General features: G+C 45.7%; 32 protein-coding genes. All 32 read left to right on the top strand.

From position 1 onward, the window contains the following. Positions 1–23: 23 nt before the first annotated feature. Positions 24–386, top strand: coding sequence for a 50S ribosomal protein L7/L12 (gene rplL, locus ACRRNK_RS19400; RefSeq protein WP_433944247.1), 363 nt, complete (start codon positions 24–26; stop codon positions 384–386). Between the two features lie 143 nt (positions 387–529). Further along, the gene (locus ACRRNK_RS19395; protein ID WP_433944246.1) at positions 530–1,129 is read left to right on the top strand and encodes a class I SAM-dependent methyltransferase; all 600 of its coding nucleotides are present in this window, start codon (positions 530–532) and stop codon (positions 1,127–1,129) included. Between the two features lie 378 nt (positions 1,130–1,507). After that, entirely contained in the window at positions 1,508–5,053 is a 3,546-nt protein-coding gene (gene rpoB, locus ACRRNK_RS19390) for a DNA-directed RNA polymerase subunit beta (RefSeq protein ID WP_433944245.1), read from the top strand. A gap of 37 nt (positions 5,054–5,090) precedes the next feature. After that, complete coding sequence (gene rpoC / locus ACRRNK_RS19385) at positions 5,091–8,705, top strand: DNA-directed RNA polymerase subunit beta' (protein ID WP_433944244.1); 3,615 nt, start codon at positions 5,091–5,093, stop codon at positions 8,703–8,705. A 168-nt stretch (positions 8,706–8,873) separates the two neighbouring features. Next, positions 8,874–9,125 carry a ribosomal L7Ae/L30e/S12e/Gadd45 family protein gene (locus ACRRNK_RS19380; protein ID WP_433944243.1) on the top strand — a complete coding sequence of 84 codons (252 nt, stop codon included), beginning with the start codon at positions 8,874–8,876 and terminating at the stop codon, positions 9,123–9,125. Positions 9,126–9,263: 138 nt separating this feature from the next. Then, entirely contained in the window at positions 9,264–9,683 is a 420-nt protein-coding gene (gene rpsL, locus ACRRNK_RS19375; RefSeq protein ID WP_127200925.1) for a 30S ribosomal protein S12, read from the top strand. 48 nt (positions 9,684–9,731) lie between these two features. Beyond that, positions 9,732–10,202, top strand: coding sequence for a 30S ribosomal protein S7 (gene rpsG, locus ACRRNK_RS19370; protein WP_007432586.1), 471 nt, complete (start codon positions 9,732–9,734; stop codon positions 10,200–10,202). Between the two features lie 47 nt (positions 10,203–10,249). Continuing rightward, on the top strand, positions 10,250–12,328 hold the full coding sequence (fusA, locus tag ACRRNK_RS19365; protein ID WP_433944242.1) for an elongation factor G: 2,079 nt from the start codon (positions 10,250–10,252) through the stop codon (positions 12,326–12,328). Between the two features lie 95 nt (positions 12,329–12,423). Then, positions 12,424–13,614, top strand: coding sequence for an elongation factor Tu (gene tuf / locus ACRRNK_RS19360; protein ID WP_433944241.1), 1,191 nt, complete (start codon positions 12,424–12,426; stop codon positions 13,612–13,614). A gap of 346 nt (positions 13,615–13,960) precedes the next feature. Beyond that, positions 13,961–14,269 carry a 30S ribosomal protein S10 gene (rpsJ, locus tag ACRRNK_RS19355; protein WP_017692074.1) on the top strand — a complete coding sequence of 103 codons (309 nt, stop codon included), beginning with the start codon at positions 13,961–13,963 and terminating at the stop codon, positions 14,267–14,269. Between the two features lie 43 nt (positions 14,270–14,312). Beyond that, a complete protein-coding gene (gene rplC, locus ACRRNK_RS19350; protein WP_433944240.1) occupies positions 14,313–14,936 on the top strand; it encodes a 50S ribosomal protein L3 in 624 nt (207 codons plus the stop codon). 26 nt (positions 14,937–14,962) lie between these two features. Continuing rightward, a complete protein-coding gene (gene rplD, locus ACRRNK_RS19345) occupies positions 14,963–15,586 on the top strand; it encodes a 50S ribosomal protein L4 (RefSeq protein WP_433944239.1) in 624 nt (207 codons plus the stop codon). Further along, on the top strand, positions 15,586–15,876 hold the full coding sequence (gene rplW / locus ACRRNK_RS19340; RefSeq protein WP_127200930.1) for a 50S ribosomal protein L23: 291 nt from the start codon (positions 15,586–15,588) through the stop codon (positions 15,874–15,876). The genes rplD and rplW overlap by 1 nt, the downstream gene beginning before the upstream one ends. 29 nt (positions 15,877–15,905) lie before the next feature. Then, positions 15,906–16,736 carry a 50S ribosomal protein L2 gene (gene rplB, locus ACRRNK_RS19335; RefSeq protein ID WP_433944238.1) on the top strand — a complete coding sequence of 277 codons (831 nt, stop codon included), beginning with the start codon at positions 15,906–15,908 and terminating at the stop codon, positions 16,734–16,736. Positions 16,737–16,811: 75 nt separating this feature from the next. Then, on the top strand, positions 16,812–17,090 hold the full coding sequence (gene rpsS / locus ACRRNK_RS19330; protein ID WP_251376319.1) for a 30S ribosomal protein S19: 279 nt from the start codon (positions 16,812–16,814) through the stop codon (positions 17,088–17,090). 33 nt (positions 17,091–17,123) lie between these two features. After that, a complete protein-coding gene (gene rplV / locus ACRRNK_RS19325) occupies positions 17,124–17,456 on the top strand; it encodes a 50S ribosomal protein L22 (protein WP_068620412.1) in 333 nt (110 codons plus the stop codon). A 13-nt stretch (positions 17,457–17,469) separates the two neighbouring features. Continuing rightward, positions 17,470–18,135: a 30S ribosomal protein S3 gene (rpsC, locus tag ACRRNK_RS19320; protein WP_251376318.1), complete on the top strand. Its 666-nt coding sequence runs from the start codon at positions 17,470–17,472 to the stop codon at positions 18,133–18,135. 2 nt (positions 18,136–18,137) lie between these two features. Next, on the top strand, positions 18,138–18,572 hold the full coding sequence (gene rplP / locus ACRRNK_RS19315; RefSeq protein WP_068620409.1) for a 50S ribosomal protein L16: 435 nt from the start codon (positions 18,138–18,140) through the stop codon (positions 18,570–18,572). Then, positions 18,562–18,762: a 50S ribosomal protein L29 gene (rpmC, locus tag ACRRNK_RS19310; protein ID WP_127200935.1), complete on the top strand. Its 201-nt coding sequence runs from the start codon at positions 18,562–18,564 to the stop codon at positions 18,760–18,762. The genes rplP and rpmC overlap by 11 nt, the downstream gene beginning before the upstream one ends. Before the next feature lie 53 nt (positions 18,763–18,815). Beyond that, the gene (gene rpsQ, locus ACRRNK_RS19305; protein WP_433944237.1) at positions 18,816–19,079 is read left to right on the top strand and encodes a 30S ribosomal protein S17; all 264 of its coding nucleotides are present in this window, start codon (positions 18,816–18,818) and stop codon (positions 19,077–19,079) included. 37 nt (positions 19,080–19,116) lie between these two features. Next, complete coding sequence (rplN, locus tag ACRRNK_RS19300; protein WP_127200937.1) at positions 19,117–19,485, top strand: 50S ribosomal protein L14; 369 nt, start codon at positions 19,117–19,119, stop codon at positions 19,483–19,485. Positions 19,486–19,529: 44 nt separating this feature from the next. Further along, the gene (rplX, locus tag ACRRNK_RS19295; protein ID WP_082927007.1) at positions 19,530–19,883 is read left to right on the top strand and encodes a 50S ribosomal protein L24; all 354 of its coding nucleotides are present in this window, start codon (positions 19,530–19,532) and stop codon (positions 19,881–19,883) included. A gap of 32 nt (positions 19,884–19,915) precedes the next feature. Continuing rightward, positions 19,916–20,458, top strand: a complete 543-nt coding sequence (gene rplE / locus ACRRNK_RS19290; RefSeq protein ID WP_127200938.1) for a 50S ribosomal protein L5 — start codon at positions 19,916–19,918, stop codon at positions 20,456–20,458. A 45-nt stretch (positions 20,459–20,503) separates the two neighbouring features. Next, positions 20,504–20,689 carry a type Z 30S ribosomal protein S14 gene (locus ACRRNK_RS19285; RefSeq protein ID WP_009226651.1) on the top strand — a complete coding sequence of 62 codons (186 nt, stop codon included), beginning with the start codon at positions 20,504–20,506 and terminating at the stop codon, positions 20,687–20,689. Between the two features lie 31 nt (positions 20,690–20,720). Further along, positions 20,721–21,119 (top strand): 30S ribosomal protein S8, encoded by a 399-nt coding sequence (gene rpsH / locus ACRRNK_RS19280; protein WP_127200939.1) that lies wholly within the window; start codon positions 20,721–20,723, stop codon positions 21,117–21,119. A 30-nt stretch (positions 21,120–21,149) separates the two neighbouring features. Beyond that, a complete protein-coding gene (rplF, locus tag ACRRNK_RS19275) occupies positions 21,150–21,692 on the top strand; it encodes a 50S ribosomal protein L6 (RefSeq protein ID WP_127200940.1) in 543 nt (180 codons plus the stop codon). A gap of 80 nt (positions 21,693–21,772) precedes the next feature. After that, complete coding sequence (gene rplR / locus ACRRNK_RS19270) at positions 21,773–22,141, top strand: 50S ribosomal protein L18 (RefSeq protein ID WP_433944236.1); 369 nt, start codon at positions 21,773–21,775, stop codon at positions 22,139–22,141. Between the two features lie 27 nt (positions 22,142–22,168). Continuing rightward, complete coding sequence (rpsE, locus tag ACRRNK_RS19265) at positions 22,169–22,666, top strand: 30S ribosomal protein S5 (RefSeq protein WP_127200942.1); 498 nt, start codon at positions 22,169–22,171, stop codon at positions 22,664–22,666. A 13-nt stretch (positions 22,667–22,679) separates the two neighbouring features. Then, the gene (gene rpmD / locus ACRRNK_RS19260) at positions 22,680–22,865 is read left to right on the top strand and encodes a 50S ribosomal protein L30 (protein ID WP_251376315.1); all 186 of its coding nucleotides are present in this window, start codon (positions 22,680–22,682) and stop codon (positions 22,863–22,865) included. A 45-nt stretch (positions 22,866–22,910) separates the two neighbouring features. Then, positions 22,911–23,351: a 50S ribosomal protein L15 gene (rplO, locus tag ACRRNK_RS19255; protein WP_127200944.1), complete on the top strand. Its 441-nt coding sequence runs from the start codon at positions 22,911–22,913 to the stop codon at positions 23,349–23,351. Beyond that, positions 23,351–24,655, top strand: a complete 1,305-nt coding sequence (secY, locus tag ACRRNK_RS19250) for a preprotein translocase subunit SecY (RefSeq protein ID WP_433944235.1) — start codon at positions 23,351–23,353, stop codon at positions 24,653–24,655. The genes rplO and secY overlap by 1 nt, the downstream gene beginning before the upstream one ends. Before the next feature lie 91 nt (positions 24,656–24,746). Then, positions 24,747–25,391, top strand: a complete 645-nt coding sequence (locus ACRRNK_RS19245) for an adenylate kinase (RefSeq protein WP_433944234.1) — start codon at positions 24,747–24,749, stop codon at positions 25,389–25,391.

The raw sequence follows: 25,391 nt of genomic DNA, 5'->3' as shown, positions 1-25,391 counted from the left end.
AATTATATAACGGAGGTTCTACCATGAGTAAAGAAACAATTTTGGAAGAAATCAAAGGTATGACTGTTCTTGAACTTAACGATCTCGTTAAAGCAATCGAAGAAGAATTCGGCGTAACTGCAGCAGCTCCAGTAGTTGTAGCAGGTGGCGGCGGTGGCGAAGCAGCTGCTGAGCAATCCGAGTTCGACGTAATTTTGACAAGCGCTGGCGCTTCCAAAATCAACGTAATCAAAGTGGTTCGCGAAATCACTGGTCTTGGCTTGAAAGAAGCAAAAGACTTGGTTGACAACGCTCCAAAACCATTGAAAGAAAAAGTATCTAAAGAAGATGCTGAAGCGGTTAAAGCTAAATTGGAAGAAGCAGGCGCTTCTGTAGAAGTGAAGTAATTCTTCTTCTCCCGCACAAACCCCTTGAAGATATTCAAGGGGTTTGTTTTTATATAAGTGCTTGTCTGGAAAATCCCGGAGTGTATCATTTATATAGAAACTATAGAAGATAGAATATCGAATCTAACAGCTGGAGGGAAAGTATGCCCGATCATTATTATTCCAGTAAGCCGGAGACAGCTCATGACCGCAAGATCTGGGAGGCCACATTAAGAGGCAAGACATATAAGTTTGTGAGCGATGCCGGAGTGTTTTCCAAGCAAGGTATTGATTTCGGAAGCCGTGTGTTGATTGATGCCATGGAAATTCCTGAAGAGGCTAGCGTTCTGGATGTCGGCTGTGGATACGGCCCGATGGGAATGGCTGCTGCAGGAATGGCTGTAAAGGGAAAAGTGACCCTGATTGATGTGAATGAACGTGCAGTTGAGTTGGCCAAAGAGAACGTCTCGAATAATGGAATCAAGAATGTAACGGTAATCCAAAGTGATCTCTATAAGGAACTCGGTGATGAGAAGTTTGATGTCATATTGACGAATCCGCCGATACGTGCAGGTAAGATGACGGTACATGCAATCTTCGAAGGAGCTGCAGAAAGGCTCAATAAAGGTGGTTCACTGTGGGTGGTAATCCAGAAGAAGCAGGGAGCGCCTTCAGCAAAAGAAAAGCTGGAATCCTTATTCGGGGAAGTGGAGGAAGTTACAAAAGAGAAGGGATACCGAATCTTTAAGGCTATAAAAAAATAAGCCGGAATTTCAAAATTCTTTGAGAGTAAGCCAAAGAAGGCTGTTGACTTGAATTTATGAATGTGGTATTATTGTAAAATGTCAGTATTAGGATGCCCTACATGGCTTTAGTCTGCTGAAATGTCAAGTTTAATTTCGTGAGTAGAGGTGCACTAATCTTCTACAAACGTATATTATGCCCAAATTTGGCAAGTCTACTGATAATGAGGACATCGACAGGAAAGGCACTAATAATGATGCTCTTTTTTCGAAAGCATTCGATAAGGGCTTTTCTTTATTTGTGCATGAATCCGTTTCTATGGACTTTATTATATAGGGACAAACACGGGTTCGCAATGAATAATTTTTAAGTGAGTAGACATGAGGGGTGAGTTTAAGTTGGCAGGACATCTTGTTCAATATGGTCGACGCACTCGGCGTAGTTATGCGCGAATTAACGAGGTACTCGAGGTTCCGAACCTGATTGAAATCCAACAAAAATCATACGAATGGTTTTTGGAGGAAGGTCTTCGGGAAATGTTTCAGGACATCTCGCCGATACAGGATTTTACCGGCAATTTGATTCTGGAATTTATCGACTACAGTCTTGGTGAACCAAAGTATACGGTAGACGATGCGAAAGAACGTGACGTTACGTATGCTGCACCACTTAGAGTAAAAGTCCGGCTCATTAATAAAGAAACCGGCGAAGTCAAAGAGCAGGAAGTGTTCATGGGGGATTTCCCGCTGATGACGGAAACCGGCACCTTCATTATCAATGGTGCAGAACGGGTTATTGTCAGCCAGTTGGTCCGCTCCCCTAGCGTCTATTTCAATACAAAAATAGATAAGAACGGCAAGAAGACTTACACGGCGACGGTAATTCCTAACCGCGGTGCATGGCTCGAGCTTGAGACGGATGCTAAGGACATTATTTATGTCCGGATCGACCGTACTCGTAAAATACCGGTAACCGTATTGCTTCGCGCACTCGGTTTTGGTACAGATGCTGAGATTCTAGACCTTCTCGGTAACGATGAATATATCCGCAATACGCTGGATAAAGACAATACGGACTCCACGGAGAAAGCGCTCATTGAGATTTATGAACGTCTTCGTCCAGGTGAGCCGCCTACACTTGATAATGCAAGAAGTTTGCTGGTTGCCCGCTTCTTTGATCCGAAGCGTTATGATCTTGCGAACGTAGGTCGCTACAAAATCAACAAAAAGCTTCATATTAAGAACCGTCTCTTTAACCAACGTCTTGCAGAATCTCTGATTGATACATCAACAGGTGAGATTATTGCAGAAGCAGGTCAAATGGTTGATCGCCGTTTGCTGGATGAGATCCTTAAGAATCTGGAAGATGGTGTTGGCTTCAAGACCTACCATGTAGCTAATGGTGTGCTTGAGACTGAGGATGTGCCTCTTCAGACGATTGATGTATTCTCGCCAATTGAAGATGGTAAAGTCGTCAAAGTCATCGCAAACCGCGATATTGATAAATCGGTGAAGAACATCACACCTGCTGATATTATCTCCTCAATCAGCTATTTCATTAACCTGCTGCACGGAATCGGAAGCACGGATGATATCGACCATCTGGGTAACCGTCGTCTGCGCTCTGTTGGTGAATTGCTGCAGAACCAATTCCGTATCGGTTTATCCCGTATGGAACGTGTGGTTCGCGAGAGAATGTCCATTCAGGATGCGAATGTAATTACACCACAGGCTCTGATCAACATTCGTCCGGTTATTGCCTCGATCAAAGAGTTTTTCGGAAGCTCCCAGTTGTCTCAGTTCATGGATCAGACGAACCCGCTTGCGGAACTTACGCATAAGCGTCGTCTCTCTGCACTCGGACCTGGTGGTTTGACGCGGGAACGCGCGGGCATGGAAGTGCGTGACGTTCACCACTCTCACTATGGCCGTATGTGTCCGATTGAGACACCGGAAGGACCGAACATCGGTCTGATCAACTCCTTGTCCACATTTGCCCGCATTAACGAATATGGCTTTATTGAAGCGCCATACCGTTGGGTAGATCCGAAGACGGGTAAAGTTACTGAGCAGATCTCATATTTGACTGCGGATGAAGAAGACAACTATGTTATCGCACAGGCCAATGTTGAATTGAATGAAGACGGCAGCTTTAAAGAAGAACAAGTAATTGTTCGTTATAACAAGCAGTCCGATAACATTTTGACTATGCCTAGTGATCGTGTTGACTACATGGATATCTCTCCAAAACAAGTGGTATCGGTCGCTACCGCACTGATTCCTTTCTTGGAGAACGATGACTCCAACCGCGCACTGATGGGATCGAACATGCAGCGGCAGGCTGTACCGCTTCTAATTCCTAAGGCTCCGCTTGTAGGAACGGGAATGGAACACAAGTCTGCGAAAGACTCCGGTGTATGTATAGTTGCTAAATATGACGGTATCATCGAGCGTTCGGCAGCTAATGAAATTTGGCTCCGCCGCGTTGAGACAGTCGAAGGCAAGGAAGTTAAAGGCGACCTTGTTAAATATAAATTACACAAATTTATGCGTTCGAACCAAGGGACATGCATTAACCAGCGCCCGATTGTCAAGAGAGGCGATATTGTCAAAAAAGGCGATATCCTTGCTGACGGTCCATCTACAGAGATGGGTGAATTGGCACTGGGCCGCAATGTGGTCGTAGCCTTCATGACTTGGGAAGGTTACAACTATGAGGATGCGATTCTCCTTAGTGAGAAGCTCGTCAAAGAAGATGTATATACATCGATCCACATTGAGGAGTATGAGTCCGAAGCGCGTGATACGAAGCTTGGACCGGAAGAAATTACACGCGATATTCCTAACGTAGGTGAGGAAGCACTTAGAAACCTTGACGAACGCGGAATTATTCGTGTAGGTGCCGAGATTGGTGCCGGCGATATTCTGGTTGGTAAAGTTACGCCTAAGGGTGTTACTGAACTGACTGCGGAAGAACGCCTGCTTCATGCGATTTTCGGTGAGAAGGCTCGTGAAGTTCGCGATACTTCCCTGCGCGTGCCGCACGGTACTGACGGAATCGTTGTGGATGTTAAGGTCTTCACTCGTGAGAACGGGGATGAGCTGCCACCAGGTGTTAATCAACTGGTTCGTGTATATATTGCCCAAAAACGTAAAATTTCCGAAGGTGACAAAATGGCCGGTCGACATGGTAACAAGGGTGTCGTAGCGCGTATTTTGCCGGAAGAAGATATGCCGTTCATGCCTGACGGAACACCAGTGCAGGTTGTTCTTAACCCGCTCGGGGTACCATCGCGGATGAACATCGGGCAGGTACTTGAAATTCACTTGGGTATGGCCGCTATGCAGCTCGGTATCCACGTAGCAACACCAGTCTTTGATGGAGCGAACGAGTACGATGTGTTCGATACCATGGAAGAAGCAGGTATGCAGCGTAATGGTAAAACCGTTCTGTACGATGGCCGCACAGGTGACAGATTTGAACGTGAAGTTACAGTAGGCGTCATGCACATGATCAAACTCGCTCACATGGTTGACGATAAGATCCATGCCCGCTCTACAGGTCCTTACTCTCTCGTTACTCAACAGCCTCTGGGTGGTAAAGCTCAGTTTGGTGGACAGCGTTTCGGGGAGATGGAGGTTTGGGCGCTTGAAGCATATGGTGCCGCTTATACACTTCAGGAGATTCTGACCGTTAAATCCGATGACGTGGTGGGCCGGGTTAAAACCTACGAATCCATTGTCAAAGGTGAGAATGTGCCGGAGCCAGGTGTTCCTGAATCCTTCAAAGTATTGATCAAAGAGCTTCAAAGCTTGGGTATGGACGTGAAAATCCTGAGTGAAAATGAAGAAGAGATCGAAATGAGAGAAATAGACGATGAAGAGGATGCTGCAGGCGACAAACTTAGTTTGAACCTGGAAGGCTCTGAGGTCGGCGTAGAATAGCATTACAAATCAGGATTTGGTTAAGGAGGGATGCTCTTTGTTGGACGTCAACAATTTCGAGTTTATGAAAATTGGGCTTGCTTCCCCAGATAAAATTCGTTCTTGGTCCCGCGGAGAAGTGAAGAAACCGGAGACGATTAACTATCGTACGCTGAAGCCGGAGAAAGAAGGGCTCTTCTGCGAGAAAATTTTCGGTCCTACAAAAGACTGGGAATGTCACTGCGGTAAATACAAACGCGTGCGTTACAAAGGCGTTGTCTGCGATCGCTGCGGCGTTGAAGTAACGCGTGCGAAAGTACGACGTGAACGCATGGGTCACATCGAGCTGGCTGCTCCAGTTTCTCATATATGGTATTTCAAAGGGATTCCAAGCCGTATGGGTTTGGCCTTGGATATGTCCCCTAGATCACTGGAAGAGATTATCTATTTTGCATCATATGTTGTAACAGATCCTGGCGATACGCCGCTTGAGAAAAAGCAGCTCCTGTCCGAGAAGGAATACCGCAGCTACCGTGAGAAATACGGCTACGGCTTCCAGGCCGGTATGGGTGCCGAAGCTGTGAAGAAGCTTCTTCAGGATATCGACGTGGAGAAAGAGCTTGATTTCCTCAAGGAAGAACTGCGTACTGCTCAAGGTCAGCGTCGTAACCGTGCAATCAAACGTCTTGAAGTAATCGAAGCCTTCCGCAACTCTGGCAATGAGCCGGAATGGATGATTCTGGACGTGCTTCCGGTCATCCCTCCGGAACTTCGTCCGATGGTTCAGCTTGATGGTGGACGTTTTGCAACGTCTGACCTTAACGATCTGTACCGCCGCGTAATCAACCGGAACAACCGGTTGAAACGCCTTCTGGATCTGGGAGCACCCGATATTATCGTTCAAAACGAGAAACGGATGCTTCAAGAAGCGGTGGACGCTTTGATCGATAACGGCCGTCGTGGTCGTCCTGTAACTGGTCCGGGTAACCGACCGCTCAAATCTCTCAGCCACATGCTGAAAGGTAAGCAAGGACGCTTCCGTCAGAACTTGCTCGGTAAACGGGTTGACTACTCTGGTCGTTCCGTTATCGTGGTAGGTCCTTACCTGAAAATGTACCAATGCGGTCTGCCTAAGGAAATGGCACTCGAATTGTTCAAACCGTTCGTGATGAAAGAGCTTGTCAACAAAGGGCTTGCTCATAACATCAAGAGCGCGAAGCGCAAAGTAGAACGTGTCAGCCCTGAAGTATGGGACGTATTGGAAGAAGTCATCAAGGAGCATCCGGTTCTTCTGAACCGCGCACCGACGCTTCACCGCCTTGGTATTCAAGCGTTCGAGCCTATCTTGGTAGAAGGACGCGCCATTCGTCTTCACCCACTCGTATGTACGGCATACAATGCCGACTTTGACGGTGACCAAATGGCGGTACACGTTCCTCTGTCAGCTGAAGCGCAAGCAGAAGCTCGTATCTTGATGCTGGCATCGGGTAACATTCTTAACCCGAAAGACGGTAAGCCGGTTGTTACTCCATCTCAGGATATGGTCCTTGGATCCTTCTATCTGACTATGGATGATAACAAGGCTAAAGGCTCAGGAATGATTCTAGGAAGCGTGAACGAAGCTGTGTCCGCTTATCAGCGTGGAGCAGCATCTCTACATGCGCGTGTAGTTATTCCGGCTAAAGCTTTGAATAAAGACGGCTTCACACCTGAACAGCAAAAAGCATTGCTGGTAACAACAGTCGGGAAAATCATTTTCAATGAAATCTTCCCATCCAGCTTCCCTTACATTAACGAAGCTACCCGGGATAACCTGTTCAATGGTACACCGGATCGCTACTTCGTTCATGAGAAGGGTGCCGACCTGGCTGAGCGGATCAACGATCCGGCTATTGCCAGCGCAGTGGGTAAGGAATACCTGGGATCGATTATCGCACGCTGCTTCGAGACCTATCACACGACAGAAACGTCTGTGATTTTGGATAGAATCAAACAGCTTGGCTTCACATATTCCACACGCGCCGGTGTAAGTATTGCCGTGTCCGACGTTGTGGTGCCAGAAGAAAAAGCAACCATCATGCGTGAATCCGATGAAAAAGTACGTGTGGTTACCAACCAGTATCGCCGCGGCTTGATTACGGATGAAGAACGGTATGACCGTGTTATTGATATCTGGTCCAAATCCAAGGATCAGCTTACGGATGTTCTCATGAAATCGATGGATCGTTTCAACTCCATCATGCTCATGGTTGACTCCAAAGCACGGGGTAACAAATCGCAGATCACTCAGCTGGGCGGTATGCGGGGTCTGATGGCGACACCATCCGGACGTATCTATGAACTTCCGATCAAAGCGAACTTCCGTGAAGGTCTGACAGTCCTCGAGTACTTTATCTCGACTCACGGAGCGCGTAAAGGTCTGGCGGATACAGCCCTTCGTACAGCTGACTCAGGTTACTTGACCCGCCGTCTGGTTGACGTTGCACAGGACGTTATCGTTCGCGAAGATGACTGTGGAACCGATAAAGGGATTACCGTATCCCGTATCCAGGACGGTAAAGAAATCATCGAAGATCTCTTTGACCGTATTGAAGGACGCTACTCGTTCCAGACGATCAAGCATCCGGAGACTGGTGAAGTCATTGTAGCTCGTAACGAGCTCATTGATACAGATCGTGCTAATGCTATCGTTAACGCAGGAGTTGAGAAACTGCAGATCCGTTCCGTACTGAGCTGCCGTGCCCGTCATGGTGTTTGTAAGAAGTGCTATGGCCGCAACTTGGCTACAGGTAAGTTCGTGGAAATCGGTGAAGCAGTTGGTATCATCGCAGCGCAATCCATCGGGGAGCCGGGAACCCAGCTCACGATGCGTACGTTCCATACCGGGGGCGTGGCGGGAGACGATATCACTCAAGGTTTGCCGCGTATTCAGGAGCTGTTTGAAGCTCGGAATCCGAAAGGTCAAGCCACAATCAGTGAACTTGATGGTGTAGTTAAAGAAATCCGCGAAGCTAAGGATCGCCGTGAAATCGAGATCCAAGGCGAAGCAGAGACTAAAGTTTACTCCGTAACTTACGGTTCTCGTCTTCGTGTAAGCGAAGGCCAAGAGATCGAAGCAGGAGATGAGCTTACCGACGGTTCGATTGATCCTAAAGAAATTCTGCGCATTAAAGGTATTCGCGGTGTACAAAACTACATTTTGCAAGAAGTGCAGCGTGTATACCGTAACCAGGGTGTAGAAATCAACGATAAGCACATTGAAGTTATGATCAAGCAGATGCTTCGCAAGATTCGTATTGTTGATGCGGGAGATACAACTCTTCTTCCAGGTTCATTTGTGGACATCTACGAATACGAAACAGCTAACAAAGAAGCTATCCTATCGGATAAAGAGCCTGCTGTGGCTAAGCCAGTTCTACTGGGTATTACGAAGGCATCTCTTGAAACAGACTCCTTCTTGTCAGCTGCATCCTTCCAGGAAACAACTCGGGTACTTACCGATGCTGCTATTAAAGGTAAAGTCGATAAGCTCCTCGGCCTGAAAGAGAATGTTATTATCGGTAAGCTGATCCCAGCGGGTACGGGAATGAACCGTTATCGCAGTGTTCAGTTTGATGATCAAGAAGAAGGCGATGTTTCTTCAGAGAATCTTGAGCCTGTATCAGTAGAATAGATTTATAAAGCAAGAAATGGCGGAGGAGTGCATGTTGGGGATCTAAGCAATGTGCGACTTCTCCGCCGTTGTAATGATATAAACACTTGACATCGCCCAATTCAGATGCTAATATAGCAAAGGTGCGTGAGTAGCGGTAATTCCCTGTATTTTTGGAGGTATCGTAAGATGTCTAATGATAGAGGACTACAGGATGCTCATGTCAAGATCGGTGCCAAACAAGCTGCGAAGGTAGTGGAACTTGGGCAAGCCGAAGAGGTTTACATCGCACAAGATGCTGATCCTCGTGTTACGTCAAAGATCATCGGGCTCTGTAACAAGGCTTCAATCAAGATCACTTATGTCGATACGATGAAAGAACTCGGTAAGGCATGTGGGATTGAAGTTGGGGCAGCGGTGGCTGCGATAGTAAAACAATAATGGTATGAAACGTTTTTGTTTCAGGTGAAAGCTTGGGGCAGAAACTTTCCTTTGTTCTTTTATGAACCGCCTGGGTCTGTGGGCTTAATTAAAAGGTTTGTAAAGACATGAAAATTTGAGGAAGGGGGTGGCAACAACATGCCAACAATTAACCAACTAGTTCGTAAAGGACGTCAAGCCAAAGTTGAGAAGTCCAAATCACCAGCTCTCCAAAAAGGGTTCAATGCCCTCAAACGTGAAACTACTGATTTGAGCGCTCCTCAAAAACGTGGTGTTTGCACTCGTGTGGGTACTATGACTCCACGTAAACCGAACTCCGCACTTCGTAAATATGCCCGTGTTCGTTTGACTAACCGTCTGGAGGTTACTGCTTACATTCCAGGTATCGGACATAACTTGCAGGAGCACAGTGTTGTATTGATTCGTGGTGGTAAGGTCAAAGACCTTGCGGGAGTACGTTATCACATCGTTCGCGGTGCTTTGGATACAGCAGGTGTTAACAACCGTATGCAAGCTCGTTCGAAATATGGTGCAAAACGTCCTAAAGTTAAGAAGTAAGAAGATTTTACAAACTAGAATGAACTATTTCTGAAAGGGGGATAATCAATGCCACGCAAAGGTCCAGTTACAAAAAGAGACGTGTTGCCAGATCCGGTGTATAACAGCAAGCTTGTTACTCGCTTAATCAACCGCATCATGCTCGACGGAAAACGCGGCGTTGCTCAAAGCATTCTATACAATGCGTTCAAACTGATTCAAGAGCGCACTGGTAACGACCCAATGGAAGTGTTTGAAGCAGCGATCAAAAATATTATGCCAGTTCTTGAAGTTAAAGCTCGCCGTGTGGGCGGTGCGAACTATCAAGTGCCTATCGAAGTTAAACCGGAAAGACGTACTTCCCTTGGTTTACGTTGGCTCGTGAACTACTCCCGTAACCGCGGTGAGAAGACTATGGAAGAGCGTTTGGCTGCTGAGATCATCGATGCATCCAACAACACCGGCGCTTCTGTTAAGAAACGCGAAGATACGCACAAAATGGCTGAAGCAAACAAAGCGTTTGCTCACTATCGTTGGTAGGATAAGGCCAAAACTAATAACTTCATTTTTGAAGGGAGACTTTATTCATGGCAAGAGAGTTCTCCTTGAAAAATACACGTAATATTGGGATCATGGCGCATATTGACGCCGGTAAAACCACGACTACAGAACGGATCTTGTTCTACACAGGCCGTACGCACAAAATCGGTGAAGTTCACGAAGGTGCTGCGACAATGGACTGGATGGAGCAAGAGCAGGAGCGCGGGATCACAATTACGTCCGCCGCTACTACCGCTGCTTGGAAGGGTCACCGCGTAAATATTATTGATACCCCGGGACACGTTGACTTCACAGTTGAAGTTGAACGTTCCCTTCGTGTATTGGACGGGGCAGTAGGCGTTTTCAGTGCGAAGGAAGGCGTAGAGCCTCAGTCTGAAACTGTATGGAGACAGGCTGACCGTTACGGCGTTCCACGGATTGCATATGTTAACAAAATGGACATCATCGGTGCTGACTTCCTTAACGTTGTTAAAGACATGCATGAGCGTCTGCAAGCGAACGCAGTTGCAATTCAACTGCCAATCGGTGCAGAGAACGACTTCACAGGTATCATTGATATCGTTGAAGAAAAAGCTCACATGTTTAAAGACGATTTGGGTCAAAACATCGAAGTGGTGGATGTTCCTGAAGAGTTCAAGGCGCAAGTCGAAGAACTTCGTTCGTTATTGATTGAGAAAGTTGCAGAACTTGATGAAGAACTTACTATGAAATACCTTGAAGGTGAAGAAATCTCTGTTGAAGAGATCAAAGCAGCTCTTCGTAAAGGTGTAGTAGAAGTAAAAATCTTCCCAGTGATCTGCGGTTCCTCTTATCGTAACAAAGGCGTTCAATTGATGTTGGACGCAGTTATTGATTACTTGCCAGCACCAATTGACGTTCCAGACATCAAGGGACACCTTGAAGATGGTACGGAAGCGGTTCGTAAATCTTCGGATGAAGAAAGCTTCTCGGCGCTAGCATTTAAAATCATGACAGACCCTTACGTTGGTAAACTTACGTTCTTCCGTGTATACTCCGGTGTGCTTCAATCCGGATCATACGTACTGAATGCAACGAAAGGTAAACGCGAACGTATTGGACGTATCCTTCAGATGCACGCGAACAGCCGTCAAGAGATCAGTGAAGTGTACTCTGGTGACATTGCAGCTGCCGTAGGTTTGAAAGATACCGGTACAGGTGATACACTGTGTGATGAGAAGAGTCCAGTAATTCTGGAGTCCATGAACTTCCCAGAACCAGTTATCGAGATCGCCGTTGAACCAAAAACCAAAGCTGACCAAGATAAACTGGGCGTTGCTCTTAGTAAGCTGACTGAAGAGGATCCAACTCTTCGTGCGCATACTAATGAAGAAACAGGCCAAACCATCCTGGCAGGTATGGGTGAGCTTCACTTGGACATCATCATTGACCGTATGCGTCGTGAGTTCAAAGTGGAGACCAACGTAGGTGCACCACAGGTTGCTTATCGCGAAACTTTCCGCGCGCCAGCTCGCGTTGAAGGTAAGTTCGTACGTCAATCCGGGGGCCGTGGACAATACGGTCACGTATGGGTTGAATTCGAACCACTGGAGCCAGGTTCTGGTAACCAGTTCGACAGCAAAGTTGTGGGTGGTTCGGTACCAAGAGAATATATCGGACCTGCACAGCAAGGTATCGAAGAGCAAATGAAAAATGGTGTTATCGCTGGATTCCCTCTCGTGGATGTAAAAGCAACTATCGTTGATGGTTCTTACCACGATGTTGACTCCAACGAAATGGCATTTAAAATTGCTGGTTCCATGGCGCTTAAGGCTGCTGCGGACAAATGTAAGCCTGTTATTCTTGAGCCTGTTATGAAAGTTGAAGTAACAGTACCTGAAGAATACATGGGTGACGCAATGGGTATGCTGAACTCCCGTCGTGGCCGTATCGAAGGTATGGATTCCCGCGGTGGAGCTCAAATTATCCGTGCTAAAGTGCCCCTCTCCGAAATGTTTGGATTCTCGACTACTATCCGTTCCGGTACCCAAGGTCGCGGTGTGTTCTCGATGGAACTTTCTCACTATGAAGAAGTACCGAAATCCATTCAAGAAGAGATTGTTTCTAAAGCAAAAGGTTCAGATTAATTTATTTTCAACTGCTGCTCGGGTGTTTTTCGTTAGGGAAGCACTCCGTTCAGTAAAACATAACAATCCCATATTTTAAGGAGGAACTGTTCAAAATGGCAAAGGCTAAATTCGAACGTACAAAACCGCACGTTAATATCGGTACTATCGGTCACGTCGACCATGGTAAAACAACCCTGACTGCTGCAATCACTACTGTATTGTCCAAAACTTATGGTGGTGCTGCTGTAGCATTCGACCAAATCGATAAAGCTCCAGAAGAGCGCGAGCGCGGTATCACAATCTCAACTGCACACGTTGAGTATGAAACTGACAAACGTCACTATGCACACGTTGACTGCCCAGGTCACGCCGACTATGTTAAAAACATGATCACTGGTGCTGCACAAATGGACGGAGCAATCCTGGTTGTATCCGCAGCTGACGGCCCTATGCCACAAACTCGTGAGCACATCCTGTTGTCCCGCCAAGTAGGCGTGCCTTACATCGTTGTGTTCTTGAACAAATGTGACATGGTTGAAGACGAAGAGCTTCTGGAACTGGTTGAAATGGAAGTTCGCGACCTTCTTAACGAATATGAATTCCCTGGTGATGACACTCCAATCACTCGTGGTTCTGCTCGTGAAGCTCTTCAAAACCCTGATGGCGAATGGGCTAAGAAGATCGTTGAAATGTTCGAAACTATCGACACTTACATCCCACTTCCTGAGCGTCAAACTGACAAGCCTTTCCTTATGCCTGTCGAGGACGTATTCTCCATCACTGGCCGTGGTACAGTAGCAACTGGCCGTGTAGAGCGTGGTACTGTTAAAGTCGGCGAAGAGATCGAAATCGTTGGTATCACTGAAGAAACTAAGAAATCCGTTGTAACAGGCGTTGAGATGTTCCGCAAATTGCTGGATTCCGCTCAAGCTGGTGACAACATCGGTGCACTTCTTCGTGGTGTTGACCGTAACATGATCGAGCGTGGCCAAGTATTGGCTAAACCGGGTTCTGTTAAGCCTCACACAGAATTCACTGCTCAAATCTACGTATTGACTAAAGATGAAGGTGGACGTCATAAGCCATTCTTCACTGGATACCGTCCACAGTTCTACTTCCGTACAACTGACGTAACTGGTATCATCAACCTGCCAGAAGGTACTGAAATGGTAATGCCTGGTGATAACATCACCGTTACTGTTTCCCTGATCTCCCCAATCGCGATTGAAGAAGGAACTAAGTTCTCCATTCGTGAAGGTGGACGTACAGTAGGTGCCGGATCCGTAGCAACAATTCAAAAGTAATTAGGCGACCTTAAGCCTGATTGATAATATAGCAACAGTGTGATGTAACGAGTAACAGTGTACTGTAACCGAAAGAAGAGAAGGTCCGTCTCTTTGGAGATGGACCTTCTTGTTTTATGTCAGGAGAACATTGGCTCGTTCCCTGCAAAATGGATTTAAAGTTTTTTGTATATAAGGCTTGCATTGAGCCTATCTTTTTAATATAATAATACATGTTGTTCTGTGACGTTGCGATGATGTGAGAGGTTACCGACACACCCGGCCCCTTTGCCATGAGGCAGGTGTTTGGAAAATTTTCACGGAGTATGTCCGATAATAAATTGGGCGATAGAAGGAGGGACTAAAAATGGCAAAGCAAAAGATTCGTATTCGTTTGAAAGCTTACGACCATAGAATTCTTGATCAATCCGCTGAGAAAATTGTTGAAACTGCAAAACGTTCAGGTGCTGGTGTATCTGGGCCGATTCCACTTCCAACAGAAAAACAAATCATTACTATTCTCCGTGCGGTACACAAGTACAAGGATTCTCGGGAGCAATTCGAGCAACGTACTCATAAACGTTTGATCGATATTGTTAATCCGACTCCACAAACTGTGGATGCCTTGATGCGCTTGGATCTACCGTCCGGTGTAGATATCGAAATTAAACTGTAAGTCTAAAAATGCATTTGATTAGAAAAGGGAATGAGGTGTCAACATGAAAGGTATCTTAGGAAAAAAACTTGGAATGACTCAAGTATTTACCGCTGAAGGTAATGTAATTCCAGTCACCGTTATTGAAGCAGGCCCCAATGTTGTTTTGCAGAAAAAGGATGCGGATAACGATGGTTACGAAGCGGTTCAGCTAGGTTTCTCTGATAAGAAAGAGAACAGAGCTAACAAACCAGAAGCAGGGCATGCCAAAAAGGCTAACACTGCACCTAAGCGCTACGTTCGCGAGATTCGCGGTATTGATTTGGCAGGATATGAGGTTGGCCAAGAGGTTAAAGCTGATGTCTTTGCTGAGGGCGAATTTGTTGACGTAACAGGAATTTCCAAAGGTAAAGGTTTTGCCGGCGTTATCAAACGTTGGGGACAAAGCCGCGGACCAATGGCTCACGGTTCCCGTTATCATCGTAGACCGGGTTCGATGGGTTCCATTCAAGCAAACCGTGTTCCTAAAGGCAAACGCCTGCCAGGACATCTGGGTAATGAGACAGTTACGATTCAAGGACTTGAAATCATCAAAGTCGATGTTGAACGTAATGTACTGCTTGTGAAGGGTTCTATTCCAGGCCCTAAACAAGGTTTCGTGAAAATCAAAGAAACGGTGAAGAAATAATCTTCTGAAGAAAGGAGGAACAATCAATGCCTAAAGTAGCACTTTTTAATGTAAGTGGCAGCCAAGTGGGCGAAGTTGAATTGAATGATGCGGTATTCGGTATCGAGCCGAATGTTCACGTTCTTCATGATGCTGTTGTTATGCAGCGTGCATCTCTTCGTCAAGGTACTCACAAAGTTAAAGGACGTTCTGAAGTACGCGGCGGTGGTCGTAAGCCTTGGAAACAAAAAGGTACTGGCCGTGCTCGTCAAGGTTCGATCCGTTCACCACAATGGGTAGGCGGCGGTGTCGTTTTCGGACCAACACCACGCAGCTATGCATTCAAGCTTCCTAAGAAAGTTCGTCGTTTGGCGATCAAATCCGCGCTTTCTTCGAAAGTTGTTGATAACGATATTATCGTACTAGATCAATTGAGCTTTGAAGCGCCGAAGACAAAGGAATTCGCAGCTATCCTGAATAACCTGAAAGTAGAACGCAAAGCTTTGATCGTAGCTTCTAGCTATGATGATAAAGTTGCGCTGTCTGCACGTAACATTCCAGGTGTAAAATTCGTAGCAGCTGACGGCATCAATGTTCTTGACGTACTTACGTACGACAAACTGATCATTACGAAAGAAGCAGTTCAGAAGGTAGAGGAGGTGCTCGCGTAATGAAGGATCCTCGTGATGTTATCAAACGTCCAGTGATTACGGAACGTACGGCTGAATACATGGGTGAACAAAAATATGTATTCGAAGTAGATATCCGTGCTAATAAGACTGAGATCAAACAAGCAATTGAAGCGATCTTCAGCGTGAAGGTAAACAAAGTTAACACTTTGCGTGTTCCTGCGAAGCCTAAACGGTACGGACGTCATTTTGGTTATACACCAGAATGGAAGAAAGCGTTCGTTACTCTTACGGCAGACAGCAAACCGCTTGAGTTCTTTGAATCGGTATAAGAAATTTCTGAAGATAGGAGGGAACATAAGTGCCAATCAAAAAGTATAAACCGACTTCCCCGGCAAGACGCGCAATGTCCGTGTCTACTTTTGAAGAAATCACTACAAATGTGCCGGAAAAATCCTTGCTTGCACCACTAAGCAAAACTGCTGGTCGTAACAACCAAGGTAAAATTACGGTTCGTCACCATGGTGGTGGACACAAACGTAAATATCGTATTATCGACTTCAAACGGAACAAAGATGGAATACCGGGCCGCGTTGCTACAATCGAGTATGACCCGAACCGTACTTCCAACATCGCTTTGATCCACTATGCAGATGGTGAGAAACGTTACATCATCGCTCCTAAAGGTTTGAAAGTTGATGATGTTGTAGTATCAGGTCCTACAGCTGATATCAAAATTGGTAACTCACTTCCAATGGAGAACATTCCAGTAGGTTCAGTTATCCACAACATCGAACTTCAACCAGGTAAAGGCGGACAGCTTGTTCGTGCAGCTGGTACTGAAGCTCAACTTCTTGGTAAAGAAGAAAAATATGTCACAGTTCGTCTTTCTTCCGGTGAGGTTCGCAAGCTCCTTAAAGTTTGCCGTGCTACAATCGGTTCCGTAGGTAACGGAGACCACGAGCTTGTGAAAATCGGTAAAGCTGGACGCAGTCGCTGGCTCGGACAACGTCCGGAAGTTCGCGGTGTTGTCATGAACCCTAACGATCACCCTCACGGTGGTGGTGAAGGACGCGCTCCGATCGGTCGTAAATCGCCATTGTCTCCTTGGGGTAAACCAACCCTTGGCTACAAAACGCGTAAAAAAGGTAAAGCTTCTGATAAATACATCGTTCGCCGTCGCACGAAGTAATACGCTTAGGCGCATTACTTCTCCGGTTAACGGATTAGAGACTTATGATGGTTTCATGAAGGGAGGATTCAAGCTATGGGTCGCAGTTTGAAGAAAGGGCCATTTATCGATGGCTACCTACTCAAAAAAGTGGATGAAGTGAACGAAAGCAACAAAAAAACCGTGATTAAAACATGGTCCCGTCGTTCCACGATTTTCCCACAATTTATCGGACACACTTTCGGTGTATATGATGGACGTAAACACGTGCCAGTATATGTAACGGAAGACATGGTAGGACACAAATTGGGTGAATTTGCTCCAACACGTACCTACAAAGGACATACGGACGACGATAAGAAAACAAGACGTTAAGATGAGTTCTTCGTTTGAGAGGAGGTAACAAACATGGAAGCAAAAGCACATGCAAGATCCATCCGTATTGCTGCTCGTAAGGTTAAACTCGTTGTTGACCTGATCCGCGGCAAACAAGTGGGTGAAGCCATCGCCATTCTTCGCCATACTCCTAAAGCAGCTTCACCGGTAGTTGAGAAGCTCTTGAACTCGGCGATTGCGAATGCTGAACATAACTATTCTATGGATGTAAATAAATTGGTTATTTCGGAAATCTTCGTTAACCAAGGTCCGACAATGAAACGTTTCCGTCCACGTGCAATGGGACGTGCAAGCCGGATCAACAAACGCACCAGCCACATTACTTTGGTGGTATCCGAAAAATAAGGAGGGAAAACGTGTGGGCCAAAAGGTAAATCCCGTCGGATTGCGGGTAGGTATTATCCGTGATTGGGAATCTAAATGGTATGCAGGTAAAGATTTTGGTGATCTTCTTATGGAAGACGTTAAAATTCGTGAACACTTAAAAGGCAAATTGAAAGAATCTGCAGTATCTCGTGTTGAAATCGAGAGAGCAGCTAACCGTGTGAATGTAACTATCCACACTGCGAAGCCGGGTATGGTTATCGGTAAAGGCGGTTCTGAAGTTGAGAACCTTCGTAACGAAATCACTCAAATTGCAGGCGGTAAAAAAGTTCACATCAATATCTCTGAAATCAAACACCCTGAACTGGATGCAATTCTAGTAGCAGAAAGCATTGCACAACAATTGGAGCGTCGTGTTTCCTTCCGTCGTGCATTGAAACAAGCGATTCAAAGAACTATGCGTTCCGGTGCTAAAGGGATTAAAACAGCAGTAAGCGGCCGTCTTGGCGGTGCTGAAATTGCTCGTTCAGAAGGCTACAGTGAAGGAACTGTTCCACTTCATACACTTCGTGCTGACATCGACTATGGCACAGCTGAAGCACATACAACTTACGGCCGTATCGGCGTAAAAGTATGGATCTATCGTGGAGAGGTTCTTCCTCCAGCTAAGAAGCAAGCTGCTCAGGAAGGAGGCAACTAATCATGTTGGTACCTAAACGTGTAAAACACCGCAAACAACAACGCGGTAGTTTGAGAGGTCAAGCTAAAGGCGGCACTGAACTTAACTTCGGTGAATACGGCCTGCAAGCAACTGAGCCATCATGGATCACTAACCGTCAGATCGAAGCAGCTCGTATTGCGATGACGCGTTACATCAAACGTGGTGGTAAAGTTTGGATCAAGATTTTCCCAGATAAGCCTATTACTCAAAAGCCTCTTGAGGTTCGTATGGGTAGTGGTAAAGGTAACGTTGAAAAATGGGTTGCAGTTGTGAAACCAGGTAAGATCATGTTTGAACTTGCTGGGGTATCGGAGGAAATCGCTCGCGAAGCGATGCGTCTTGCCGCTCACAAGCTGCCTGTTAAAACTAAGTTTGTGAAACGTGAAGAATTGGGTGGTGAAGCAAATGAAAGCTAATGAACTTCGCAACTTAACCACTGTTGAGATAGAACAAAAAATCACTGGATTCAAAGAAGAACTTTTCAACCTGCGTTTTCAACTGGCTACTGGCCAGCTTGACAACCCAACTCGAATCCGTGACGTGCGTAAGGATATAGCTCGTGCTAAAACCATTTTACATGAGAGAGCACTTGGCATAACTAGCTAATTATCAAAGTGCAGCTTCAATAGCAGTGCTTGAAATCAGGAAGGAGGCTAACCATGAGCGAACGTAATACTCGTAAAGTTCAAATTGGTAAAGTCGTCAGCGACAAAATGGATAAAACCATCGTAGTAGCTGTTGAAACCTACAAAAAGCATGATTTGTACCATAAACGCATTAAGCACACTAAGAAATTCAAAGCACATGATGAGAACAATACAGCGAAAATTGGTGATACTGTGAAAATCACAGAAACTCGCCCACTTTCCAAAGATAAACGCTGGAGATTGACTGAAATCGTAGAACAAGCGGTTATTATCTAGTTGAACTTGTCAGTGAAGTTGAAAGGAGGAACTTAGAATGATTCAACCATTTACACGTTTGCATGTTGCTGATAACTCCGGTGCGAAGGAATTGATGTGTATCCGCGTTCTGGGTGGTACTGGTCGTCGTACTGCTCAAATCGGTGACTTGATCGTTTGCTCTGTAAAACAAGCAACACCAGGCGGCGTTGTCAAAAAAGGTGATGTGGTTAGAGCGGTAGTAGTTCGCACTAAGCGTTCCGTACGCCGTAAAGACGGTTCTTACATCGCATTCGATGAGAACGCAGCTGTAGTAGTAAAAGATGACAAGAGCCCACGTGGTACTCGTATTTTCGGACCTGTTGCTCGCGAACTTCGTGATAGAGATTTCATGAAAATCGTTTCCTTGGCTCCGGAAGTTATCTAAATAAAGTTAGTCCCTTATATCCATGCAACCGGGAGGTGTAACAAATGCCTAGATTGAAAAAGATTCTGGAGTCTCACAACAATAAACTGCACGTCAAAAAAGACGATACGGTTATCGTGATTAGTGGTAAAGACAAAGGTAAAAAAGGCCGTGTCATCGCTGCTTATCCTCGTGAGAACCGTGTGCTTGTGGAAGGCGTTAATATGGTTAAGAAACACCAAAAGCCAAATCAACTGAACCCACAAGGCGGAATTATTGAACAAGAAGCTCCGATTCACGCATCGAACGTTATGCATGTCGATCCAAAGAGCGGAAAAGTAACTCGTATCGGTTACAAAGTATTGGATAACGGCAAAAAAGTTCGTGTAGCTAAGAAATCCGGAGAAGTGATCGACTAATCCAGCATTGAATGAAAGGAGGTCCATGATTCATGGCAGCAAGATTGAAAGAACGTTATTTGAATGAAGTGTCCCCAGCTTTGGTTCAAAAGTTTAACTATACAACAGTTATGCAAGTGCCAAAAATCGAGAAGGTAGTTATCAACATGGGAGTTGGTGACGCTGTGTCTAACTCGAAAGTACTTGATTCTGCGGTGAATGATCTGCAGTTGATCTCTGGTCAAAAGCCAGTAATCACTCGTGCGAAGAAATCCATTGCCGGATTTAAACTTCGTGAGAACATGCCAATCGGTGTGAAAGTAACACTTCGCGGTGAGCGTATGTACTACTTCCTCGATAAGCTGTTCAATGTAACTCTTCCACGTGTACGTGACTTCCACGGTGTATCAAACAAAGCGTTTGACGGACGTGGTAACTACACACTTGGCCTCAAGGAACAATTGATCTTCCCTGAGATCGAATATGATAAAGTTGACAAAGTGCGCGGTATGGATATCGTTATCGTAACTACGGCTAAAACTGATGAAGAGTCCCGCGAATTGCTGACTCAACTCGGAATGCCTTTTGTAAAGTAAGGAAAAATTCGATTCTTGGAATCGATTCGGGAGGTGTCAGGCTAAGTGGCAAAAACTTCGATGAAAGTTAAACAACAACGCACACCTAAGTTTAAAGTACGTGCATATACACGTTGCGAGCGTTGTGGTCGTCCACATTCGGTGCTGCAAAAATATAAAATCTGCAGAATTTGTTTCCGTGAATTAGCTTATAAAGGCCAGATCCCTGGCGTGAAAAAAGCAAGCTGGTAAACAATCAACAACGGGAAGGAGGTTTACACGAATGACTATGTCAGATCCAATTGCTGATATGCTTACACGTATTCGTAACGCGAATGTAGTGCGTCACGAAACTGTGGAAATGCCTGCATCCACGATCAAAAAACAAATCGCTGAAATCTTGAAGCGTGAAGGTTTTATCCGTGATGCAGAATATATCGATGACAATAAACAAGGGATTATCCGCATTTTCTTGAAATACGGATCCAATAACGAGCGCGTTATTTCCGGATTGAAAAGAATCAGTAAGCCTGGCCTTCGCGTGTACACGAAGAGCAATGAAGTTCCTCGTGTCCTCGGCGGTTTGGGTATTGCGATCATCTCCACATCCAAGGGAGTTATGACCGACAAAGAAGCTCGTCAATCCAAAGCTGGCGGCGAAGTTGTCTGCTACGTTTGGTAATAAAAGTCACAAAACAAGGAGGTGCAGCAAATGTCTCGTATTGGTCGCAAACCAATAAATGTACCAAGTGGTGTTGATATCAAAGTTGATAACACCGTGATTACGGTAAAAGGACCTAAAGGTACTTTGACTCGTGAACTTCATAAGGACATGAAAGTAACTGTGGAAGAGAACCAAATCACAGTTGAACGTCCTTCCGATAATAAACTTCACCGTTCCCTTCATGGCACAACGCGCAGCGTTGTTAGCAACATGGTGAGCGGCGTAACCGACGGTTTCTCTAAGAACCTTGAATTGGTTGGGGTTGGATACCGTGCAAGCAAATCTGGTGACAAGATCGTCCTGAACGTGGGTTACTCCCACCCGGTTGAAATTTCACCTGAACCAGGCATCGAATTTGAAGTTCCAGCTAACACAAAGATCATCGTTAAAGGAATTGATAAAGAGCGCGTAGGTGCATACGCTGCTAAAATCCGTTCCGTACGCGAACCTGAACCTTACAAAGGTAAAGGGATCAAGTATGAAGGCGAACGTATTATTCGTAAAGAAGGTAAAGCTGGTAAGAAGAAGTAAGCTTCTTAATTCAGTTAACCCGATTGCGGCTTGAATTGAAACAGCTTGTATGGTAAACCGAAGGGAGTGAAATGGAAGTCATGATTACAAAAGCGGATAAAAACAAAGCGCGTCTGAAAAGACACTTGCGTGTGCGTAAAAAAATCCAAGGAACGGCTGAACGCCCAAGACTTAACGTATACCGTTCTTCTAAACATATCTATGCTCAATTGATCGATGACGTAGCAGGCGTAACTCTTGTGTCTGCTTCTACAGTTGATAAAGAGCTTAGCCCGAATGTTAAAAACGGAGGTAGTGTTGAGTCTGCTCGTCAAGTTGGAGAACTCATCGCTAAACGTGCTCAAGATAAAAACGTTAAAAACGTGGTATTCGACCGCGGAGGTTACTTGTACCATGGACGGATTCAAGCGCTGGCTGATGCAGCTCGCGAAGCAGGACTTGAATTCTAAGACTATTTCTAAAAGGAGGTTAACGACTTGCGTGTAGATCCTAACGCTTTAGAACTGACTGAAAGAGTTGTAAATATTAATCGTGTAGCTAAAGTTGTAAAGGGCGGACGTCGTTTTAGTTTCAGTGCACTGGTAGTTGTCGGCGACGGCAATGGCTGGGTTGGTGCTGGTATTGGTAAAGCAGGCGAAGTTCCAGATGCAATTCGCAAAGGTATTGAAGATGCGAAGAAGAATCTGGTACACGTTCCCCTGGTTGGAACGACGATTCCTCACCTTGTGACCGGACACTTTGGTGCCGGCCGCGTTCTCTTGAAACCGGCATCGGAAGGTACCGGAGTTATCGCTGGTGGACCAGTTCGTGCAGTTCTTGAACTTGCTGGTGTAGGCGACATTTTGACAAAATCCCTAGGTTCTTCGAATTCCATGAACATGGTCAATGCGACTTTGGAGGGCTTGTCCCGTCTGAAACGTGCTGAAGATGTTGCGAAATTGCGCGGTAAAACCGTCGAAGAACTTCTCGGTTAAGGAGGGAATCTAAATGGCAAAACTTCAAATTACCCTCGTACGGAGTTTGATTGGCCGTCCAGAAGACCAACGTACAACCGTTAACACTTTGGGACTTCGCAAAATCAATCAACAAGTAGTTCACAATGACAACCCAGCTATTCGTGGTATGGTTAACAAAGTGACTCACTTGGTATCTGTACAAGAAATTCAAGACTAAGACATATAGATTCAGCTTACAATTATGAAGGAGGTGCAACGAACGATGAAGTTACATGAGCTTTCCCCAGCTCCTGGTTCCCGCAAAGAACGCAAACGCGTAGGTCGCGGTACCAGCAGTGGTATGGGTAAAACATCTGGACGTGGTCACAAAGGTCAAAACGCTCGTTCCGGCGGTGGTGTTCGTCCGGGCTTCGAAGGCGGACAAAACCCGCTCTATCGTCGCTTGCCAAAACGTGGTTTTGTTAACCCAACCCGTAAAGAGTATGCGATTGTGAACATCGAGGAACTTAACAACTTTGCGGCGGATACGGAAGTTACTCCTGAACTGTTGTTTGAACAAGGTATCGTGAAGAACGCTAAGAGCGGAATCAAGATTCTTGGCAACGGTGAAGTTACAGTGAAATTGTCTGTAAAAGCAAATAAGTTCTCTCAATCTGCGGTAGAGAAGATCGAGGCTGCCGGCGGTAAAACCGAGGTGATCTAATGTTTAAAACCCTCAAGAATATATGGAATGTGAAGGATTTACGCAACCGAATTTTGTTTACTCTGTTTATTTTCTTGATATACCGGATTGGTACATTTGTACCGGTTCCGGGTGTTAACACGGATGTGTTCACGGCAACAAATCAAGCAGGTAATGCACTGTTCGGTCTCCTGAACACGTTCTCGGGCGGCGCATTGAAACAGTTTTCAATACTTGCGCTCGGGATCTATCCATATATCACGGCTTCCATCATCGTTCAGCTCCTGTCTATGGATGTCGTTCCAAAGCTTGCGGAATGGGCCAAACAGGGTGAGATGGGGAAAAAGAAATCAGCACAGCTCACACGTTACTTGACGATTGTGCTGGGTGTGATTCAAGCTTTTGCAATGTCGATCGGATTCAACCGACTCTACGGCACTCAAATGGTTCCAAATGCTACATTTGCGGACTATGCCTTGATTGCAATCGTGCTAACAGCAGGAACTGCATTCCTGATGTGGCTGGGTGAGCAAATCACGGAGAAGGGAATTGGTAATGGTATTTCGCTGATTATCTTTGCGAGTATCATTGCAGGTATTCCGGGTCACATTCAAAGTTTGATTAACTCTGATTTCATTGCTGAAGGTCAAACCTTCATGAATATCACTAAATTTATAATCATTGCCTTGGTTGTAGTGTTGATTATTGTCGGTGTTATCTACATCCAACAGGCGATCCGCAAGATCCCGGTGCAGTATGCGAAACGGGTGGTTGGCAACAAGATGTATGGCGGACAAAATACGCATATCCCATTGAAAATCAATGCGGCTGGCGTTATCCCTGTTATCTTCGCTGTGTCTCTCCTCCAGTTCCCATCTATCATTGCTGGTTTCTGGTCAACGCATGCTTGGGCTAAGTGGATCATTGACAATTTCTCCATGCAAAAGGGCGCACCGCTTGCTATGGTGCTGTATGTCATAATGATTATTGGTTTTACGTTCTTCTATACCTTTGTTCAAATGAATCCAACTCAAATGGCGGATCAGATGAAGAAGAACGGAGGTTATATTCCGGGAGTTCGTCCAGGGAAAACAACGGCCACTTACCTCACACGTGTAATGACACGTTTGACTATGACCGGTGCAATCTTCTTGGCACTTATTTCACTGCTTCCGATAGCCTTGGGCACATGGGCTGGATTACCTAGCTCAATTCAAATTGGAGGTACATCTCTTCTTATCGTAGTCGGTGTTGCACTGGATACGATGAAGACGATCGAAAGCCAATTGATGAAGCGCCACTACAAAGGGTTTATTAATAAGTAGGCGATAGGTTCCGGCCGGGCTCTTCTAGACTCGAACCGGCACCTATTGTTATGTTCTTGCACTCAAGCTAGTTATGGAGGGAGTGGCAGACGTGAACATCTTAATTATGGGGCCTCCTGGGGCAGGAAAAGGAACACAAGCAGAAGTCATTATTGGTGAATTCGGCATTCCTCATATTTCAACAGGCGATGCATTTCGTCTAGCGATCAAACAAGGAACTCCCGTTGGGATTAAAGCTAAAGAATACATTGATCAAGGCCTGCTGGTACCTGATGATGTGACAGTCGGCATCGTTCGTGAGCGTCTTCAGCAGTCCGATTGCGAAAAAGGTTTTTTACTGGATGGTTTTCCAAGAACCCTTTCGCAAGCGGAAGCGCTGGACCAACTGCTTACTGAACTGGGCCGCAAACTGGATCATGTGGTCAACCTGAAAGTAGATCGTGACAAGCTGCTGGCTCGTCTCACAGGACGACGTATTTGCAAATCTTGTGGATCTACCTATCATGTGCTCTTTAATCCTCCTAAACAGGAAGGTGTATGCGATAAATGCGGCGGTGAATTGTACCAACGTTCTGATGATAACGAAGAGAGCGTAGGAACACGACTGGACGAATATATCACCAAAACAGCACCGCTCCTTAACTTTTATGAACAACAAGGTTTGCTTCGTGAAGTCGATGGTGAACTGGAAATCGATACGGTATCCAAAGAGATCGTATCTTTAATGAGAGGTTAG

It is taken from the genome of Paenibacillus sp. SN-8-1 (assembly GCF_050995535.1).
Classification (GTDB): Bacteria; Bacillota; Bacilli; order Paenibacillales; family Paenibacillaceae; genus Fontibacillus.
This window is presented reverse-complemented; position numbering and strand designations above follow the sequence as displayed.